Annotated in this window: 21 protein-coding genes and 1 tRNA gene; 6 read left to right on the top strand and 16 right to left on the bottom strand. The window is 59.7% G+C overall.

Annotated elements, in window-relative coordinates; all coding sequences use genetic code 11:
• Nucleotides 1-206 precede the first annotated feature (206 nt).
• On the bottom strand, nt 207-518 hold the full coding sequence (locus AC1DM5_RS18390; RefSeq protein ID WP_477820125.1) for a hypothetical protein: 312 nt from the start codon (nt 516-518) through the stop codon (nt 207-209).
• Between the two features lie 46 nt (nt 519-564).
• On the opposite strand from AC1DM5_RS18390, the gene AC1DM5_RS18385 reads away from it, so the two are divergent.
• Complete coding sequence (locus AC1DM5_RS18385; protein ID WP_477820124.1) at nt 565-807, top strand: hypothetical protein; 243 nt, start codon at nt 565-567, stop codon at nt 805-807.
• Between the two features lie 60 nt (nt 808-867).
• Here AC1DM5_RS18385 and AC1DM5_RS18380 read toward each other — a convergent pair.
• A tRNA-Pro gene (locus AC1DM5_RS18380) sits at nt 868-944 on the bottom strand.
• Nucleotides 945-1467: 523 nt separating this feature from the next.
• On the opposite strand from AC1DM5_RS18380, the gene AC1DM5_RS18375 reads away from it, so the two are divergent.
• The gene (locus AC1DM5_RS18375) at nt 1468-1689 is read left to right on the top strand and encodes a hypothetical protein (protein WP_477820120.1); all 222 of its coding nucleotides are present in this window, start codon (nt 1468-1470) and stop codon (nt 1687-1689) included.
• A 27-nt stretch (nt 1690-1716) separates the two neighbouring features.
• Here the strand turns inward: AC1DM5_RS18375 and AC1DM5_RS18370 are convergent, their stop codons facing one another.
• Nucleotides 1717-1959, bottom strand: coding sequence for a DUF982 domain-containing protein (locus AC1DM5_RS18370; RefSeq protein WP_477820119.1), 243 nt, complete (start codon nt 1957-1959; stop codon nt 1717-1719).
• 176 nt (nt 1960-2135) lie between these two features.
• Here AC1DM5_RS18370 and AC1DM5_RS18365 point away from each other — a divergent pair, with 176 nt between their 5' ends.
• Complete coding sequence (locus tag AC1DM5_RS18365; protein ID WP_037096147.1) at nt 2136-2348, top strand: hypothetical protein; 213 nt, start codon at nt 2136-2138, stop codon at nt 2346-2348.
• Nucleotides 2349-2396: 48 nt separating this feature from the next.
• Here the strand turns inward: AC1DM5_RS18365 and AC1DM5_RS18360 are convergent, their stop codons facing one another.
• The 6 genes from AC1DM5_RS18360 to AC1DM5_RS18335 all read right to left on the bottom strand — a co-directional run bounded on the left by AC1DM5_RS18360 (nt 2397) and on the right by AC1DM5_RS18335 (nt 7536).
• On the bottom strand, nt 2397-2546 hold the full coding sequence (locus AC1DM5_RS18360; protein ID WP_310382923.1) for a hypothetical protein: 150 nt from the start codon (nt 2544-2546) through the stop codon (nt 2397-2399).
• A gap of 62 nt (nt 2547-2608) precedes the next feature.
• Complete coding sequence (locus tag AC1DM5_RS18355; protein ID WP_477820118.1) at nt 2609-2902, bottom strand: helix-turn-helix domain-containing protein; 294 nt, start codon at nt 2900-2902, stop codon at nt 2609-2611.
• Nucleotides 2899-4173: an O-antigen ligase family protein gene (locus AC1DM5_RS18350; protein WP_477820117.1), complete on the bottom strand. Its 1275-nt coding sequence runs from the start codon at nt 4171-4173 to the stop codon at nt 2899-2901. The genes AC1DM5_RS18355 and AC1DM5_RS18350 overlap by 4 nt, the downstream gene beginning before the upstream one ends.
• Nucleotides 4170-5732 carry an undecaprenyl-phosphate glucose phosphotransferase gene (locus AC1DM5_RS18345; RefSeq protein ID WP_477975393.1) on the bottom strand — a complete coding sequence of 521 codons (1563 nt, stop codon included), beginning with the start codon at nt 5730-5732 and terminating at the stop codon, nt 4170-4172. Before AC1DM5_RS18345 ends, AC1DM5_RS18350 begins: the two co-directional genes overlap by 4 nt.
• A gap of 55 nt (nt 5733-5787) precedes the next feature.
• Nucleotides 5788-6957: a glycosyltransferase family 4 protein gene (locus AC1DM5_RS18340; protein WP_477820115.1), complete on the bottom strand. Its 1170-nt coding sequence runs from the start codon at nt 6955-6957 to the stop codon at nt 5788-5790.
• A 3-nt stretch (nt 6958-6960) separates the two neighbouring features.
• Nucleotides 6961-7536: a polysaccharide biosynthesis/export family protein gene (locus AC1DM5_RS18335; RefSeq protein WP_477820114.1), complete on the bottom strand. Its 576-nt coding sequence runs from the start codon at nt 7534-7536 to the stop codon at nt 6961-6963.
• A gap of 187 nt (nt 7537-7723) precedes the next feature.
• Between AC1DM5_RS18335 and AC1DM5_RS18330 the strand changes: the two genes are divergently transcribed.
• Nucleotides 7724-9886, top strand: coding sequence for a GumC family protein (locus tag AC1DM5_RS18330; protein ID WP_477820113.1), 2163 nt, complete (start codon nt 7724-7726; stop codon nt 9884-9886).
• A 65-nt stretch (nt 9887-9951) separates the two neighbouring features.
• Here AC1DM5_RS18330 and AC1DM5_RS18325 read toward each other — a convergent pair whose 3' ends face one another.
• Both AC1DM5_RS18325 and AC1DM5_RS18320 read right to left on the bottom strand, forming a co-directional pair.
• A complete protein-coding gene (locus tag AC1DM5_RS18325) occupies nt 9952-11187 on the bottom strand; it encodes a GNAT family N-acetyltransferase (RefSeq protein ID WP_477820112.1) in 1236 nt (411 codons plus the stop codon).
• A 125-nt stretch (nt 11188-11312) separates the two neighbouring features.
• Entirely contained in the window at nt 11313-11522 is a 210-nt protein-coding gene (locus AC1DM5_RS18320) for a DUF2842 domain-containing protein (protein WP_132651144.1), read from the bottom strand.
• 115 nt (nt 11523-11637) lie between these two features.
• Between AC1DM5_RS18320 and AC1DM5_RS18315 the strand changes: the two genes are divergently transcribed.
• Nucleotides 11638-12741, top strand: coding sequence for a COX15/CtaA family protein (locus AC1DM5_RS18315; protein ID WP_477820111.1), 1104 nt, complete (start codon nt 11638-11640; stop codon nt 12739-12741).
• 139 nt (nt 12742-12880) lie between these two features.
• Complete coding sequence (locus AC1DM5_RS18310; protein WP_477820110.1) at nt 12881-13048, top strand: hypothetical protein; 168 nt, start codon at nt 12881-12883, stop codon at nt 13046-13048.
• A gap of 11 nt (nt 13049-13059) precedes the next feature.
• Here AC1DM5_RS18310 and ubiA read toward each other — a convergent pair whose 3' ends face one another.
• The 5 genes from ubiA to AC1DM5_RS18285 form a co-directional block, all read right to left on the bottom strand.
• Nucleotides 13060-13974: a 4-hydroxybenzoate octaprenyltransferase gene (ubiA, locus tag AC1DM5_RS18305; protein ID WP_477820109.1), complete on the bottom strand. Its 915-nt coding sequence runs from the start codon at nt 13972-13974 to the stop codon at nt 13060-13062.
• Between the two features lie 124 nt (nt 13975-14098).
• Nucleotides 14099-14452 (bottom strand): VOC family protein, encoded by a 354-nt coding sequence (locus AC1DM5_RS18300; RefSeq protein ID WP_477975391.1) that lies wholly within the window; start codon nt 14450-14452, stop codon nt 14099-14101.
• Between the two features lie 204 nt (nt 14453-14656).
• Complete coding sequence (locus tag AC1DM5_RS18295) at nt 14657-16477, bottom strand: ABC transporter ATP-binding protein (protein WP_477823570.1); 1821 nt, start codon at nt 16475-16477, stop codon at nt 14657-14659.
• Nucleotides 16478-16698: 221 nt separating this feature from the next.
• The gene (locus tag AC1DM5_RS18290) at nt 16699-17463 is read right to left on the bottom strand and encodes a bestrophin-like domain (protein ID WP_477823569.1); all 765 of its coding nucleotides are present in this window, start codon (nt 17461-17463) and stop codon (nt 16699-16701) included.
• Nucleotides 17464-17525: 62 nt separating this feature from the next.
• Nucleotides 17526-18317, bottom strand: a complete 792-nt coding sequence (locus tag AC1DM5_RS18285) for a sulfite exporter TauE/SafE family protein (protein ID WP_477823568.1) — start codon at nt 18315-18317, stop codon at nt 17526-17528.
• Nucleotides 18318-18340 lie beyond the last annotated feature (23 nt).

Genomic DNA, 18340 nt, shown 5'->3' with positions numbered 1-18340 from the left:
CCCCTGCCGGCAAGAGCCGGCTGAAAACTCGTTGAGATCCGACTGCCTCGGACAGAAACCGCATCGGCGCATGGCACATCGCGGCTGCGGGCAAGCGACCCGCAAAATCGTGGTTTCCAACGCGGTTTTTGGGTAAAGGTCCGGGAAGGGGTTACGGCCCGACTGGATGGATCCGGCTCGATCGGCAGGACAGAAGCCGGCAAGGCCTAGAGCTTGATGCGATTGCCCTTGTTGTCGAGCATCTGCAGTACGTTGCCGTCCGTCTTGATTGAAATGCAGTCAGTCTGCTTGTTGGGGAAAAGAACGCAGATCTGACCGTCTGAAATTTTATAGCCGTTCTTATTGCCTGGACGGTATTCATAGCCGTTCGAGGCTTTCCGCAAGTCGCTGGCGCCTTTCAGCATCTGACGGATTTCGTTTTCCTTGGCGTTCCGGAATTTGACGTTTTCTGCCAATGCGATATGCGAGGAGGCAAGCGTCACGATCACGCCGATGAGAAGTGAGCGGCTTGGCAGCATGTGGTAAACTCCAGGCAATGGTCTGCAGGAAATTGAAGAGAGTGAAATGATCAGGTTCGTTCTTGCCTTAGCTTTAGCAATGCTTGCCGGTAATGCAATGGCTGTCGATCCGAGAAATCCGCGTGTCGACCGGCAAACCTACCAGGATTGCCGCCGCTTTCCCGAGCGTTGCGCCGGCGACGACCGCAACCGCAATCGCCGCGATTATTACCGCGACAACACCCGCCAGGGCTCGGGCCGGTACATCTACCGCGGCGAGCGCCGCATATGGACGGATGAATCGCGCTGAGGACGCGCCGCGCCCTCACTCTTGCGAGATGCGGAAAGACTGAGATTTCAAGGGATTAAATGGTCGGGGCGACTGGACTCGAACCAGCGACCCCTTGACCCCCAGTCAAGTGCGCTACCGGGCTGCGCTACGCCCCGACCTGCCGAAACGGCTTGCTTCTGTTAGACTTTTCGGTTTTTGGACGCAAGGGAAAAATGCCGCCGTGATCATAAAACGGAATTTGTCCAAGGGAATGTCTGCTGAGGAGCTTGTGTCCTGCTTCTCTGGCGCCGTCCAGAGGGCTCACAACTCGCCGATGACTGCTGAAAAAAGTCCGCGCAGAGCGGCAAAAATCCTTGCATACGACGGCGTAGCATGGAAATCCTCCCGCCCATAAGCAATGCGGCACTAAGCTGCGTCGACCTTTGCCGCAATAATATGAGGTTTAGGTTGTAGTTTTTGATATACTAAATTTTCGGTAAACTATTTCTTTAATATTTCCGTCAAATATCTCCGCTTGGGGAGGGGATTTATTTCATATTTGGACGAAATCTACCTATGATTGAAGCTGATGTGCACGATCGTCCCAATTTTGGATTATTTGAAAATTGAAATTTATTCGCAATTTTATTGCTGAGGGTGTAATGAAGGGAAATCGTAGAAAAGCATAGTTTCGGGCTTATGACGATTGACAATAAGACACAGGATTGTCGGCAGACCCTTGCCGCTGCATTCAAGGCTCTCGCTGACGAAGCCGTGAAAGCCGGCTGGCCGGAAGGGGAGGTTGCCCTTGCGCTCGCGGAGCTTGCCGAAGAGCATGTCGCCGAAGTTGGCGCCAAGGTGATTGTCGAAGGCTTCAATCAGTATCAGCTTCATCAGGCGAGCGGCCGGCTGAAATTCTGAGCTGAATTCTGACTGGCCTATCAATCCTCACACCAGCAGCCCGGCTGTCCTGGCAGCCATCGCGAAAGACACCTGTGCCGCGCGCGGGCTCCTCAGCCCATCCATTGCATCAAGGCAGTGCTGGAGTGCTATGCGATATTCGCGGCCGCGCTTGGCCGGCCAGCGCTTGAGATATTCGACGGCTTCCCAGGCAGTTGAAACGATGAAGCTGCTGCTTGGAGATTTGACCCTCACGGGCGAGGGGAAGCGTTTTTCGCTCACGGCTCTCATTCCATATGAATTCCAAACGGCCCCGTAACGCGCGAGACAAGAGATTGTTCCCGACGATTTTGATTTGCGCAGTTGCTAAAGTTTTGGGCCACGCGCATAATAAGAACATGGCTGGCAGGGAGGGCGTCGGCTGCGCAGAATGATGCGTTATTGCCCTCTGAGGGAAATGCGGCGCGATGTTGAAATCGTCAGTTCATCCCCAGGATCTACCGCTCTTTTCGGAAGATATCGACCTGCTGTCGCAGGTCCTGAGCCAGATTTGCGATGACAGCGGCATCGCCCCCCGCACGCCGGAGGCCGATAGGATCGGCGCAGCCATCATCCAGCTTTACAAGCAAGGCGTGAAGGACAGCGGCAAGCTGACAATTCTCGCCAAGACCTATCTCTAAAACTCCCCGATCCAGAATGCTTTGCGCTGATCAGAAAGGGCTCTGAGCTCAGTTCTGCTCGATAGAGACACCGTTCTTTCCGATACTCATCTCGATGCCCTCAGGCTTGCTCTCCTCATGGAAGATGTAGGCGCCGAGGCCGACGACCACGACGACGAGCGCGCCGATGACAAGGTAAAGACCGCTATTGCGATTCAAGATAGGCTACCCCCAACACATTGACAGGACAGCCGAAACGCCTGAGATGGCGCTTGGTTCCGTCAATCGTCGTTGGCAGCGTTGAGATTTTCCGGCCGGATGCCGTCATCGTTGGAGCTGCGGGCGCGCAGGCGTATGCCGGGGCCGCCCTCATCCTGATTGCCGCTGGCGATGAAGATGATGCCGTGGGCTTCCAGCGTGTTGCGAACGTCGATCGTGGCGCGCGTCTCGCCGGCCCATTCGCCGTTTTCAAGCGCCTGGACTGTTTCGACGGAAAGTCCGGCATGAGTTGCGAGCTCCTCGATGCTCATGCCGATCATGGCGCGTGCGCCGCGTATCTGTGTCCCTGTAATCATGCCGGAAATCTAGCGCCTTTGCGGAACTTCTCAAGTGTTTGTGAGCGGGTCGAGCGCTTGTGGCGAACTTCCAGCGCCGCGCAGCCCCAGACGATGCCGAACAGCAGGTAAACGTGGCGCCAGTGGTCGATATCGATGACGTTGCCGATCGCCGCATGGCCGAGAACGGAGATCCACGCGACCATGAGGAAAGGCTGCCATGGCCGGTCGAGCAGCATGTTGCGGAAGCCGAGAGTGAGCGTCCAGCACAGCATGCCGACATAGCTGATGAAACCCAGCCAGCCGTAGGTGGTCAGCGACTTCAGCCAGATATTGTGCTCGTCTTCCGGAAACATGGTGCCGAAGACCAGAGGCCCGATACCGAGCGGCCGTTCCATCATCATCTGGAAGCCGATGCGATGGCGGTCGAAACGGCCGAGATGCTCACCGTCATATTGCTGCACGAGCTGGGCGCGGGCGGAGAAGAGCTCGCTGACCTTGGGAACCTGCAGCGCGACGAGCAGCGAGGCCACCATCAGGATGATCGCGCCTAGCGACAGGATCAGCACCCTGAGCCGGAAGGCGCCGCTGCGCTCCTTCAAGAGCATGATGAAGATCAGTACCACCACGGCAAAGGCGAAGAGACCCCAGGCGGCGCGTGAGAAAGAGAGGAAGATGCCGAGCGCCAGGATGAGCAACGCTCCCGCCTTGATCGGTGACGTCTTGAGATTTCCGGCGAGAATGCCGTGCACGAGGTAAAGCCCCGGCGGCACGAGGAAGGGGCCGAAAACGTTCGGATCCTGGAAGGCGCCCTTGGCGCGGTCGTAAAGCGTGAAGACTTCCGAGCCCGGAAAGGCGTGGAAATAGCCGAGGATGCCGAGCAGGGAAGTGATAACAGCAGCAAAGCTCCAGGCATTGAAGATCAGCGGCAGCCGCTTGTGGCTGTCCTCGATGATCGCGGCATAGAAGATGGAGGTCAGCGCCAGGAAGGTGGAGACGGCGATATACATCGGGCCGGTCGCCAGGTCCCGCATCTGGGTGAGCGACAGCATGCCGCCGATGTTGAAGGTCAGCAGGAGCGCCAGCAACGGCGCGGTGGTGCGGGATATCTTCAGGCCGAGTATGAACCACAGGCCGATCAGCCCTGCCATCCACAGTTCATAGGGCGCGGGCTCGTCGATGACGAAGCCGGAAAGGAAGACCCCGAAAGCGACCGCCGCCGAGCCGATGAGGCGGAGCGTCAGCCGTTGCGGCTGGGCCACGCGCACAGGGGAGGCGTCGATCGCGCTCAATAGGCGTTTTCCGTGTTGAGCAGCCGGACCGGCGTCAGGAACAGGATCTTGAGGTCGAACCAGAGCGACCAGTTCTCGATATAATAAAGGTCGTAGGCCGTGCGGAACTTGATCTTCTCGTCATTGTCGACTTCACCGCGCCAGCCATTGATCTGCGCCCAGCCGGTGACGCCGGGCTTGACGCGGTGGCGGGCAAAATAGCCGTCGACGATATCGGCGAAAGCGCGGTCGTGCGCCTGGGCGAGCACGGCGTGCGGACGCGGGCCTACCAGCGAAAGCTCGCCTTTCAGCACGTTGAAGAGCTGCGGTAGCTCGTCGATCGAGGTCTTGCGGATGAAGCGGCCGACACGGGTGACGCGCGGATCGCCCTTGGTGACGGCGGCTTTCGCCGTCGGATCGCTCATGTTGGTGTACATGGAGCGGAACTTGAAGACATTGATGACTTCATTGTTGAAGCCGTGGCGCTTCTGCTTGAAGAAAACAGGTCCTTCCGAAGTCGCCTTCACGGCAATCGCTGTCGCCACCATGACGGGCCAGAGCAGGCAGAGCGCGATGATTGTGAAGAAGATATCGAAAGCGCGCTTGGCAACGGAATCCCAGTCGCGGATCGGCTTCTTGAAGATGTCAAGCATCGGCACTGCGCCGACATGCGAATAGGCACGCGGGCGGAAACGAAGGCGATTTGCGTGTGCGGCAAGGCGGATGTCGACCGGCAGCACCCAGAGCTTTTTCAAAAGTTCGAAGATGCGCGCTTCGGCAGAGAGCGGCAGTGCGATGATCAGCATGTCGATGCGCGTCATCCGCACGAATTCCACGAGTTCGCTCACCGTGCCGAGCTTCGGATAGCCGGCGACCATGATCGGCGAGCGCTTCTCGCCACGGTCGTCGAAGATGCCGCAGACACGGATGTCGTTATCCGCCTGCTGCTCCAGCATACGGATCAGTTCCTTGGCCGGCTCGCCGCCGCCGACGATGACGGCGCGGCGCTCCATGATACCGTTGCGCGCCCAGTTGCGCATGCCCTGTGCAACGAGGAAACGCTCGATGACCAGAAAGAGCGCCCCTGCAATAAACCAGATGCCATAGGATTCCGCGGTTGCAGCGCTGAGACCCCGCAGAAGCGAGAAAGCGCCTGTTGTCAGCACGAAGACGATGGCGAATGCTGCGAAGGCACGCGGCAGATACCGCACGCGGGCTCTGAGAGCCGGAATGGAATAGGTATCGGCAAGCTGAAGCGCTATGACGGTCAATGCCGAAACGATTGCCGCCATGACGGCCCGCATCAGGATGCTGTCGCTGCCGTCGCCAGGCGCGAAATAGAAGGCGGCAAGGCCGATGACGAACTGTGTCAGGAATTCCAGCAGCCGCAACTGGCCGATGATGATCGTCGGCGAATAGGTTCCGTCTCGGAACTGTTCGGCGATCTGACGTGCATAGGGATTGATACCAGGCGTCTCGCCGGCAGCATGCTTGGAGGCGTCGTTGCGCGTTTCCGTATCGGAGACCTGCTTGCGCAGGGCTTCGACATCGAACTGTCCGCTCTTTTCCAGCTTGTTCATGGGGCTTCATCGCTCGTTGATGTGAGCGGGATAACAGAAAGCCCCTAAGAAACATTTACGAGGCGGCCGGGATCGCCTGTGCCGCAGCGGGATTGACGAGTTCGCCGTAGAGTTTCAGCACATCGCGCGCCATGACCGCCGCGGAAAAGACCGATTTGACCGTGTCGGGAGAGGGCATGACTTTGTCGTGCCAGCCGGGTACTGTCAGTGCTTCCGCCATCACCCGCGCCAGATCGTCTGAATCTCCCGGTGTCACCAGCGCGGGACTGTCCGCGCCGAGCACCTCGGGAATACCGCCGACGCGCGACGCGATGACCGTCTTGCCGGCGCCGAGCCCTTCCAGAACGATGTAAGGCATCGCTTCGGCGCGGGAGGGAACAACGAGATTCTGCGCCATGGAGAAGGCATCCTTCACGCGCATGGCCGGCAGCATGCCGATGCGCTTGCCGAGGCCGCGCTCCACCATCATCTCGCGATAGCGGTCGCGTTCCGGCCCGTCGCCGATCATCAGCGCCGAAAGCGGCCGGCCGAGCAGGCGCTCGGTCTTGGCGAAGGCGTCGATGAAGAGATCCGGGCCTTTAAGGTCGCGCAGCATGCCGACATAAATGAAGTGCACGGCATCGGAGCGGGTCGGAATGTCTGAAAAGTCCCGCGCGCCGATGCCGTTATAGATCAGACGGTTGGTGACCCGCGGCCGACCCACCTTGGTCGCATAGGTCTGGCGCTCATATTCGCAGATGAAGACCAGCGCATCGGTAAAATATTCCTGCAGCCGCTCCATGCGCAGCACGAACTGGCCGAGCATGGAGGCGCGGGAATAATGCAGGCTTCCGCCATGCGCGGTATAGAGGCGGGCTACGCGATACCTATTGACCCGCAGGGCTGAGCCGGCAAGCCGCGCAAGCACACCGCCCTTGGCGCCGTGCCCATGCAGCACATCCGGCCGCAAACTCCTGATTTCCTTGAATGTGTTCCAGAGTACCATGGCATCAGCCGGGCTGATGGAGCGCCGTATCGGAATACGCGTCAGGCCGAGCGAAAGATAAGGGCGGATATCGTCGAAGAGACGGTCCTCATATTCGCCGCCGGTCGAGCTGTCGCAGATGATGCCGATTTCGTGGCCCGCTCGGCTGTGTTCCTCCACCAGATCGCGGACATGGCGGAAAATTCCGCCGACCGGCGACCGGAAGCAGTGAAGAATGCGGAGGGGCCTCTGTTCCTCCATCAGCTAGAAGAGCCGTTCACGAACATAGATCGTGTCACCGGCAATGATCGGGCCGGAAATATTGACGCGGCCTGTCAGCACCTGTCCGTTGATCTTGCGCGTGACGTCGACCATGCTCTGGTTGGCGCGGCTGGTGAAGCCGCCGGCAACTGCGATGGCGTTCTGCACGGTCATGCCGGGAACATAGGCATATTGGCCGGGCTGGCCGACTTCGCCCATGATGTAGACGGAGCGATAGCGGTCGACATCGATCGTGACATCAGGATCGCGAAGATATCCCTGCTGCAGCTTCTGCGCGATCTGGCCGGAAAGCTGCTGCAGGGTGCGGCCGCGGGCAGGGACCTGGCCGATAAGGGGGAATGCGATATAGCCGGCCTGATCCACAGTATAGGTATTGGTCAGCGTCGCCTGATCGAACACGGTGATGCGCAACCGGTCGCCGCTGTCAAGCGAATAGGGCTGGATCGTCGCCTGGTTGAAGGCCTTCGGCGCCGGCCGATAGGTCGTGCAGCCCGCCAGTGCAGCCATCATGGCGACAAGGCTCAGAGCCATCAAGGTCTTGGGCTGGACGAAGGGCATCCGCTTGCTCACAGGAAGATAAATCGGTCGAGCCGTTATCGATCTATTAGGGTTAATGCCCGGTAAAAAATCCGCCGATTTCCGCAATTCCTTTATCAGGAGCGTCTTGTTTGCGAGGGAATTGCCATTAACCGTTGAGTTACCATGGTCGTTTACGCTTGGGGCAGTTCGTATTGGAGTAGTGAGTATGTCCCGCGTAGCGAGTGATCAGGATGTGGACATCGACCTCGGCCAGCTTGTGCGCGCGGTCTGGGCCCGTCGTCTGAGAATATTGACGATCACCGCATTGGGTGCGGCTGTCGCCTTTGCCGGCGCCAAGATAGTTTCGCCGCAATATCGTAGCGAGACGCGTCTGCTTATCGAGCCGCGCGCTCCCGCATTCGCCAATACCCAGACGAATGATGCCAGTGCCGGGCCACTGCTCGACGAGTTGAATATCGCGAGCCAGGTGCAGATCCTGCAGTCGGCGGACCTTATCAAGCAGGTCATCAACAATCTGAAGCTCTATAATCTGCCGGAATTCGATGCGGCTGCGAACGGCTCCGCGCTCACCGATATCCTCGTGACGCTGCACCTGAAGAAAAACCCGCTGGAAAATCCGCCGGAAGAGCGTGTTATCGACGCCTTCACTCAGCGCCTGCAAGTCTATCAGGTGCCGGGCTCGCGCGTCATCGGCATCACCTTCACCTCCAAGGATCCAAAGCTCGCCGCCAGTATTCCGAACGCCATGGCGCGGGTCTACCTGGCAATCCAGAGTGGCGCCAAGCTCGACTCCAACACGGAAGCCACGCGCTGGCTCGAGCCGGAGATCGACAGCATGCGCCAGAAGGTGAGCGAGGCCGAGAAGAAGGTCGCCGATTACCGCACCACCCATGGCCTGCTGCAGACCAACGGTACCACGACCTTTACCGCGCAGCAGCTCAACGATATCTCCGTCGAACTGACCCGCGTGCGCACTGACAAGGCGAATGCCGAGGCGAGGGCGCAGGCCGTGCGCAACGCGCTCTCTTCGGGCGAAGCCTCCGACACGCTGAGTGATATTATGTCGTCGCAGGCGATCCAGCGGTTGAAGGCGACGGAATCCGGCCTCCAATCGCAGATTTCCGACCTGCAGACGAGCCTGCTGAACAACCACCCGCGGCTGAAGAGCCTGCGCGCTCAGCTTGCCGATATCCGCGTGCAAATCCGCCAGGAAACGCAGAAGATTCTCGCCAGCATCGAGAACGAGACGAAGGTTGCCAATCTGCGCGAACAGGAATTGGAACAGCAGTCCGATACGCTGCAGGCCAACAGCGCCAAGGCGGGCGAGGACGGAGTGGGTCTCAACGCGCTTGAGCGGGAGGCGAACGCCCAGCGCCAGCTTCTCGAAACCTACCTCGTCCGCTACCGCGAGGCTGCTTCCCGCGCCGACCGGAATTCCAGCCCCGCGGACGCCCGCATTGTTTCGAAGGCGATCGAGCAGGTCGATCCCTATTTCCCGAAGGTCGTGCCGATCGTCGTCGTTGCCGCAGTCGCAACACTCATCATGAGCGCGATCGTCATCATGCTCTCCGAACTCTTCAGCGGCCGTGCGCTGCGCCCGGTGGAAGCCCCCGATGTCGAGGACAGGGTCGAGGAAGAAGGGCGGGGCGACGCAGCACCCGTTCCCGCCTCGAAGATCGCCAAACTGAGCATGCTGACGGCTGCCATTGATGAGGATGAGCATGAGGATGAGGAGCCGGAAGCCGAGCCGGTAGGGGAAGCGCCTGCCGACGACAACGAATTCTCCGTTTCGTCCGTCGCGCGTTATCTCACCGACTGCCGTGCTCCGCTTGCCGTCTCCATATCTCCGACTGGTGACAACGGTTCGGCCGCGACCGTTGCCCTGGCACGCGTGCTCGCCGATACCGGACGCCGCGTAATCGTGATCGACATGACCGGCTCCGGCTATCCGAGCGAATTGATGGCCGAGAACCAAGAGGCACTGGGCGTCACCGATCTTCTCTGCGGTGAGGCCGCCTTCGGCGAGACGATCCATGGCGACCGGATGTCCGATGCACATCTGATCCCGCAGGGTGTGAGCGATGTGCGCCGCGCCATGCGGGGCGTCGACAGGCTTTCGCTACTGCTCGATGCGCTGACTTCGGCCTATGATATCGTCATCGTCGAATGTGGCGCGGCCGATGTCGCCGGCGTTTCGCGGCTGACGCGCAGCAAGGAAATCGAGATCATCCTGTCGCTGCCCGAGATCGATGAGGCTACTTTCGTCGGCATGATGCAGGATTTCCAGGGCGCCGGCTACGAGCGCGTCGTCCTGATGTCGGGTGGCGAAGAGGCTGCCATGCGCAGCCCGGCGCGTCACGCCGCCTGATCTTTAAATCTTTGTTTTAAGCATGTCATTGTCGCAAAACCGCTGCACACTTTTGCGCGCCATGCTTACCCGACCTTGGCCCGGATATTTTGGGCGAATTTATAGAGACCGGGGCGGGCCTTGATGAAGGCCTTGCCACGGGTGATCGCCCGATGCGCCGTACCGGCTGCGAAGCCGATGCCGGAGACCGGCAGAACCACATCGTAGTGGTCCGTTTCGACCGGTGCCCAGGAGCGCTTGTAGGTCTGGTCGCCGAGACCGAAATCGAAGAGCGCAACTCCCTTGCCGTGCAGACCTGATATCATCTGCCAGAAGAGGAATTCACCAGGGCTTGCATCCGCAACCAGATCCTCGTCAATCGCGCCGAACTGGCAGATGACGTGGTCGCCTTTGCGGGAAATCCCCGACAGCGCGGCGATGCGTCCCTCATAGTCGCCCTTCAGGCGCAGGGCGCGCATCTGCAGGCCGAAATTGTCGCCATTCCTCTTGTCGATCAGGCCGTGCAGGAAGGTCTTGGTCTCCCCATCCGCAAAGACATCGGGCAGGCCGAGCGAGGCGAAGCGGGCGCTTTTCAGGCGGAAGAACATGTCGAGCAGTTCGTGTTGCTCCGAGGATGCTTCCGGCGCGATATAGTCGAAGCCGCCAACCGCCTCCAGCCGCCGGCTCTGCGCGCGGAATTTCTTGCGCCTGCTCTTGGCGTTCAACTGCTGCAGCGTCTTCTCAAACGTATCGAAGAGCGGAAGCTGATAGGCGTGGTTCTGGTTCTGCACCATGGGCAGGCCCGAGAGCATGTTGCGACGGCTGCGCCATTCCAGTGGAATATTTTGCAGAAGAAGCAGATCGGCCTTGCCGGCCAGTGCTGCACGAAGGCGGGCGGCGAGATGATGGCTGTCCACCGTATCGCTGTCTGCGGCAAAGTCCTGTGAGAACAGGCCGGTATTGATGTTGCTGTGGTCGGCGCCGATGAATTTGGCGATCCGCATACCGCGCGAGGCGACGATTTCCACCGGCAGGATGAAGGCGGTGCGGTTGCCGCTGCTGCCACGCAGGATGGCGAGCGGACGGCGGAAAGCCGCCACCCAGGCGGCGCACCAATCATAGCTTTGGTGCAGCGAGGAAAGATTGTCGCGCTCCAGCGCGCGCCATTCCTCTTCCAGGGGCTCCATTCTGTCGAAAAGCTGGATATCGAGTTCGGCCATGGCAAGTTTCACGCTGAGTTGGCGCAGCCGGGAAATGCCGGCTTCAGCTTGCGCCACAGCGTCGAACTTTTGTTCAAGAACATCGAGCCTCTGCGTCTGCACGGGTCTTTCTCCGATCGAGAGATTGCTGCAGAGGAAGGTAAGGCGGCCAGACGTATATTTGGTTTAACCGCCGCGTCAGGGAGAGGTTTTCCGCAGATCAGGGTTATTCCGCCGTTAATCGGACCCTACTGCTGTTTCGGACCGGCCATCCACTTGATGATAACCATCGCCGGCAGCACCCAAAGCAAGCCTGTGAGCGCGAAGTAGAGCAGATGCCCCCACCAGGGCGCATTGCCGAGCGTCGCGACCGCGATCGTATTCGCCACAATCGCATAGAAAAGCACGAGGATGATGATCAGGATCGTGCCGATGAATTTGCGAAGGCGGACGGGCATCGTATAACTTTCGAACAGATGGGACTGAGCCGGCGCGACGGCATGCCGCAAAGGTTCGGGGCTTGTTTTGCATCAGCCAGTGGGGCAAATCAACTGCCGGATAAAAGGAGACATCATGGCCGTCGCGAACCTGAGCCCGGAGCAGGCGATCCGCACTGAAGTGCGCAGGCAGGACAACAACCGCCGCGCCGTGCGCATCTGGCTGGGCTTCGTGCTTCTGGCGCTCTTCTGTCTCGTGCTCGTGGGGGGCGCGACGCGGCTCACCAATTCCGGTCTTTCCATCACCGAATGGAAGCCGATCCACGGCGTCATCCCGCCGCTGAATGCCGCCGAGTGGGAAGAGGAATTCAGGCTCTACCAGCGCATTCCCGAGTTCCAGCAGCTGAACAGCGACATGACGGTCGATCAGTTCAAGAGCATCTTCTGGTGGGAGTGGGCGCACCGGCTGATCGCACGCGGCATCGGCGTGATCTTCGCGCTGCCGCTGGTCTTTTTCTGGCTGACGGGCAGGATCGAGAAGCGCCTGCGCTGGCCGCTTGCCGGCATCCTGGCTCTGGGTGGCCTGCAGGGCTTCATCGGCTGGTGGATGGTCTCCTCCGGCCTGTCTGTGCGCACGGACGTCAGCCAGTACCGGCTTGCAACCCATCTCGTCATGGCCTGCCTGATCTTTGCCTCCTGCATGTGGATCATGCGCGGGCTTTCGCCGCATTCCGATGATGCTGCGCCGACGAAGAATTCCCACCGCTGGGCGGCGGCGATCGCCATCTTCTCGCTCTTCCAGATCTATCTCGGCGCACTGGTCGCCGGCCTCGATGCCGGCTTTACCTACAATACCTGGCCGCTGATGGATGGTGCCGTCGTGCCCGGCGATCTCTTCATCCAGCAGCCCTTCTGGATCAACCTCTTCGAGAACCCGAAGACGGTGCAGTTCATCCACCGCTTTGGCGCCTACACGTTGTTCGCACTGACGCTGATCAACATGGCAATCGCGCTGCGTGCCGCATCCTGGACCACGCATGCACGCCGCGCCGTGGTGCTCTTCGTACTCGTCACGATTCAGGCGGCAATTGGCATCACCACGCTGCTGCTCGAGGTGCCGCTGCACTGGGGCCTGCTGCATCAGGCAGGTGCTTTGGTGGTATTCGGTTTCGCCGTCGCCAACTGGCGCGGCTATTACGGCGAATATCCCCGCGCAACTGTTATCGCCGAGCGCGATTAAGCAGGGATAGAGACGTCCTTATCCCCTGGCTCGCGGAAGAGTGAATGGGATCAATGCGATAAGTCCTCGCATGGATTTGCCGTGACATGCTAGATTGTCGGCTTGGCGTATGGGCGATCCTATGAAGGGGGATGTTCACATGAACAGATTTCGCACATTCGTGATGGCCGGCGCGCTGATCACGCTTTCCGCGATCGCTTCGGGCTGTACATCGACGGGGAGATACGACTATGGCGAGGATACATCCCTGAATCCGGCCTGTGCCGACGGTTTCCGTCCCAGCGATAGTCGCCCCTGCTCTTATTGAGCCGACGGGGCTTACCAGGTTCCCATAAGGGCCGAGGCTGCCAGCAATAGCCCGGTCAGGATGTTTGCCAGGAACAGGCGGTAATTCACTTCCGGTCGTGCAAGGTCAATCCGCCAAGTCTGCCAGACAAGGTGCGCGGCGATGACGAGCATTCCGAACGCGTAAGGCAGGGACATGCCCGACAGCCAGCCGCCGAGCGACCATGCGGCGATCGTCAAAGCGTAGAACAGGCCAATCATGAGCTTGCCATGCCGACCGAACAGGATGGCAGTCGATTTCAGGCCGAGGCTTCTGTCGTCCTTCACGTCGACATAGGCATAGACGGTATCGTAGCCAATCTGCCACGCGATGGCTCCAGCCCACATAAGCACGGCTCCGGCCGGAATATGGCCGGCAATTTCGGCCCAGGCCATGAGCATGCCCCAGTTGAACGCTGCGCCCAGCACTGCCTGCGGCCAATGGGTGAAGCGTTTGCAAAGCGGATAGACGAACACAAGCGGCAGAACGCAGAGGGCCACCAGCCGCGTATAGGGCGTCAGAAACAACAGGAGAGACGCCGCCAAGGCGAGCTCGACGGCCAGAAAGGTTAACGCCTGACTGACGCCGATCTGCCCGCTTGCCAGAGGCCGAAAACGGGTTCGCTCGACATGGCCGTCAAATTTCCGGTCCGCGATATCGTTGATCGTGGAGCCGGCGCTTCGCATCAGCAGGGCGCCGAGCGTGAAGACGGCTAGCTGCCGGATATCGGGAAGGCCATCTGCGGCCTGAAACAGTGCCGCCCAGCATGGAAACAGCGTTAGCCATATTCCGACTGGACGATCGAGCCGCGCGAGCCTTGTGTAAGGTCGCCATGCGCCCGGCAACAGCCGGTCCACCCAGTCACCCCGATGAATATCGCTCAAGTCAGGGCGGTTTAATGTGTTCATGGTGTGATCCGGATATTTTCGAAAATTCTCAATGAAAGCAGTTATTTCGTGCCTTGGATTGGTCGTCGCAGAATAGAGGCTTTCGCAGGCGTTGCAATGATCGTTCCTGTCTCAGACAAACCATTCAGCCTGTGTGAGAGAGGATGTTCAGCAGCTTGCCGGTGGGATCGCGAATATAGAAACGCCTTACGCCCCAAGGCTCGTCGGCCGGCCCGTAGACGATCTGGTGCCCGCCCGTCACAGCGCGCTGATGGACCTCGTTCACGTCATCGACCTCGATCGAAATGTCGGGCACTGCGGTTCCTGATCCGCCCTCCGTTGCAATACCGATCTGGGTGATTGCTCGCCTGTCTGATGCGAGGGTGACGATCCAGCCATGATCCATGACGATGTCGAGGTCGAACAGCTCGGAATAGAAATTGCGTACCTCCTCAATGGAGGCGGCGGCGATATTCGGAACGATGCGCAGCACTGTCATGGTGTTCCTCCCTAGAGCGCTGTGCGTCCATTCGGACGCACAAAGGACGCTCTAACTCTTTGAATCTACGCATCAGGCTTTCCGAAAATCGATTCCGATTTTCGGGCCGATGCTGTAGGCGTGAAGAGAAATAGCACTTGGTCGATCTGCGGAACAGTTCGGGCCTGTCTGCCGAACTGTTCCGCATATCATCGTCATGGGACCTCAGATGCTCGCCTGCAGCCCATAGAGATTGGCATAAACGCCGCCGCTCTCCATCAGCCTGTCATGATTGCCTTCTTCGACGATACCGTCGCCGGTGAGCACCAGAATGCGGTCGGCGTGGCGGATCGTCGAAAGGCGGTGGGCGATCACGAGTGTCGTGCGCCCCTTGGCAAGCGTCAGGAAGGCCTGCTGCACAGCCCGCTCGCTTTCATTGTCGAGCGCGCTCGTCGCCTCATCGAAAATGAGGATGGCAGGGTTCTTGAGGAAGGCACGAGCGATCGTCAGCCGCTGGCGCTGCCCGCCCGACAGTTTTACGCCGCGCTGGCCGATATCGGTCTGATAGCCCTGCGGCAACGCCATGATGAAATCATGCGCATGGGCAGCCCGGGCTGCGGCTTCCACCTCTTCGTCCGTCGCATCCGGTTGGCCGTAACGCAGGTTGTCCGCTACGGTTCCGGCGAAGAGATAGACATCCTGCTGCACCACGCCGAGGTGCCGGCGCAGCGAGGCGAGCGTCACATCACGGATATCAGTGCCATCGATTTCGATCGAGCCACCGGTGACATCATAGAAGCGGGGAAGCAGCGCGCAGAGCGTGCTTTTCCCCACACCGGAGGGGCCGACGAGTGCCACGAATTCGCCTGATCGAATGGTCAGCGACAGGTTGCTGAGCACGTCCGCTCCGTCCTCATAGCTGAAATCGACATTCGAGAGCCGGATTTCTCCCTTCGGGGTATGCAACGCACGGGCCGAAGGGTGATCCACCACATCAGGATCGATCTCCAGTATCTCCATCGCCCGCACGAAGCCCGTATAGCCTTCCTGCCAGAGCCGGGCGAGGTTGGCCATCCGCTTGACCGGATCGACGAGGACGCCGACGCAGAGCAGGAAGGTCAGGAGATCGGCAATGGTGAGTTCCGCCGCAAGGATGCGCAATCCGCCGAGGATGACGACCAGAAGCGTAATGATCTGGGCGAAGGTCTCGGCACCAGCGGAAAACCAGGCTTCGCTGCGGTAGCCATCGGCACGGCTTTCAAGGAAGCGCCTGTTCAGGGCGGCAAAGCGTTTCCGCTCCAGGTCTTCGTTGGCGAAGGACTGGACGACGCGGATGCCCGCCAGCGCATCCTCGACCCTTTCGTTGACGGCGGCGATTTCCTGCTTGCTTGCCTCGAGGGCACGGTTCATGCGCCTGTTGAAGTGCAGCGCATAAGCCACGGCAAAAGGCGTCAGCAGGAGGATCAGGAAGGCAAGCTGCGGATCGATGAAGAACAGGACTGCCATCGCCCCGCTATATTTGAGGATAGCGATCAGAAGGTCTTCCGGCCCGTGATGGAAAAGTTCTCCCAGCCAGAACGAATCGCCGACGATGCGGCTCATCAATTGGCCGGTGCGGTGCCGGTCGTAGAAACCGAAGGAGAGTTTCTGGCAGTGGTCGAACAGTTCCTGCCGGATATGCGCCTCGATATGCGCACCCATCATATGGCCGCGATAATCGACGAAGAAGATGGCAGCTGTCTCGACTGCCACGATGGCCAGCATGACTCCTCCCATGCCGAGGATCTGCCAATAGGCCGAAACCATATCGGTGAGCGCGATGAGATGGCTCATGACGATGTTGGTGCAGAGCGGCAAGGCTACTGCGGCAGCAGCAACGACGACGGCGCAGGCAATATCGGCCATGAGCAGCGGAAGATGCGGCCGGAAGTAGGACAGGAACTTGCGCAGGCGCGGCTGGCGCCTGTCGTGGGATTGCGATGCTGTTGAGAAGCTGCGGTTAAGACGCGGCAGGTTTTTCCTCGCGCGTGAAAGCAAACTGGACATGAAGACGGGTATCCTGAGTGTTGATCTTGTTCTTCTGGTTGCTCAGGATCGTTTTCATGAGTGCCTCCCATCGGCGTGAAACAGGGGCTGCGCGCCTTTCAAGCAGCACGGCCTTGCTGACTGCGTGCCGCTTTTACCGCAAAACGCAGCGAAAAGCGACAGTCTTTTGCTTTGGCGCATGACGGCGATAGGCTTGGGTGAGGCCTTCGGGCCATTTCCACTTACGGATCCGGCCCGCTGATTTCCTCCTGCAAGCGCTCGAAAGCCGTGGGAAACAACGTCGCGGGTGGGCTGTAAGGATTTGAGAAGGCGTAGATGAAGAAAAGGATGATGCCGGTAAAGACACCGAAGATCGACAGCAACAGCAGGTTGCGGCCGTCGGGCGCATAGGGGTAGTAGCCGATGGCGGTGAAGATCACACCCGAAACCGCAGCAAACCAGAAGATCAGGCTGATGGAGTCGGTGCCGCTGTTTTCCCGCCGGTCGCGGGATTCCGAAATCATATGGATTTCTTCGAGCATGTGGCCGCGCAGGCTCTCCTGCTTGGCATTGACGGGAGCCAGTTCGAGAATTTTGAGATAAGCGTTGTTCCATTGATCCCAGGCCGCCGAAGAGAGTTCGCCGGTGCGCCCGAGTTCGCCCCATTCCTGCTCGATGACGATGCGGACATAATCTTTCAGGGCTTTCTGGATTGGCGCCTGCGCCTCCGAGCCATAGCGCTCGGCATCATAGAAGACGTCGCCGACCGCATTGCTTTCCACCGTGCTTTCCGTTCGCAGCGCCTGGTATTCAATCATTTCCTGCGCAAAAACGAGGGCGAGGATGAGAGCATGCAGGCTGGCGATGCGAGTGATGACTGAACTTGCCAGCTCCCTGTCGCGCCCGCCTGGGTCACCGCCCATAAGCAGATGCATGATATAATAGGCCGCAAGCACCGTTGCGGTCGTGCCTCCAATGATGGCAATGCCGATCAGAACCGACGCCATTTAGCTCCCCTCACATGGGAGAGTGTAAGGCTTTCATAGCAGGCGGGCAATCGTATCGGGGACTACCGAAGCAGACTGTCGAAGACAGGCATGCCGCCGATCGCCGAGGCTGCGATCAGAATGTAGCAGGTCATGCGGAAGGTGCTTTCCTTGGCGAACCCGAACAGCTTCGAGCCGCCCCAGAGGCCAACGGCATAGGCGGGCAGCGTGACGATAGTAAGCGCAAAGACCGTGGAGACGAACAGTCCGCCGAAATAATAGCTGACGAAGCTGAAGACCGTGGAGATCGAAAAGTACAGGATGACGTTCGAGCGCACACGCGTGAAGTTGCTCTTGCCGCCGAGCCAGTAAGCGACAACAGGCGGCCCGCCGAGCTGCGCCGCGCCGCTGAAGAGACCGGCAATGAGGCCGATCGCCGCGCTGAGCGGAGCGACCGGCTTGCCATGATAGCGCCAGCCGGAGACAAGCAGCGCCAGTAGGGAGATGGCGATCGCCGAGATGATCCAGCGCAACAACAGCGGGTCCATAAGCGCCAAAACCGCAGTTCCGGCCGGAACACCGAGAGCGGCACCTGCTGCCATCGTGAAGACCTCGCGCCTGTCCGCCCCGCGCCATGCGGCGGGGATCATGCCGAGCGTCGCAAGCCCGTCGATGACGAGCAGTACAGGGGAGGTGAGTTTTGGCCCGATGACGGCACCGGCAAGCGGAATGAAGATGAGTGCTGCGCCGAAACCGGAAAAGCCGCGAGCGAGGCCGGCGACGAAAGCAAATATGATAAGCGCGTAGATGCCGCGATCGGGCAGCGCTGCATCAAACCAGGCGCGCAGGCCGGCCATCAGCGCTTCCAGCGTCATCGATCGGGCTCCGTATTTCGGGG

It is taken from the genome of Rhizobium sp. 01T437, from assembly GCF_056398505.1.
Note: the sequence above shows the minus strand (reverse complement) of the source record. Positions and strands in the feature narration are given on the sequence as shown.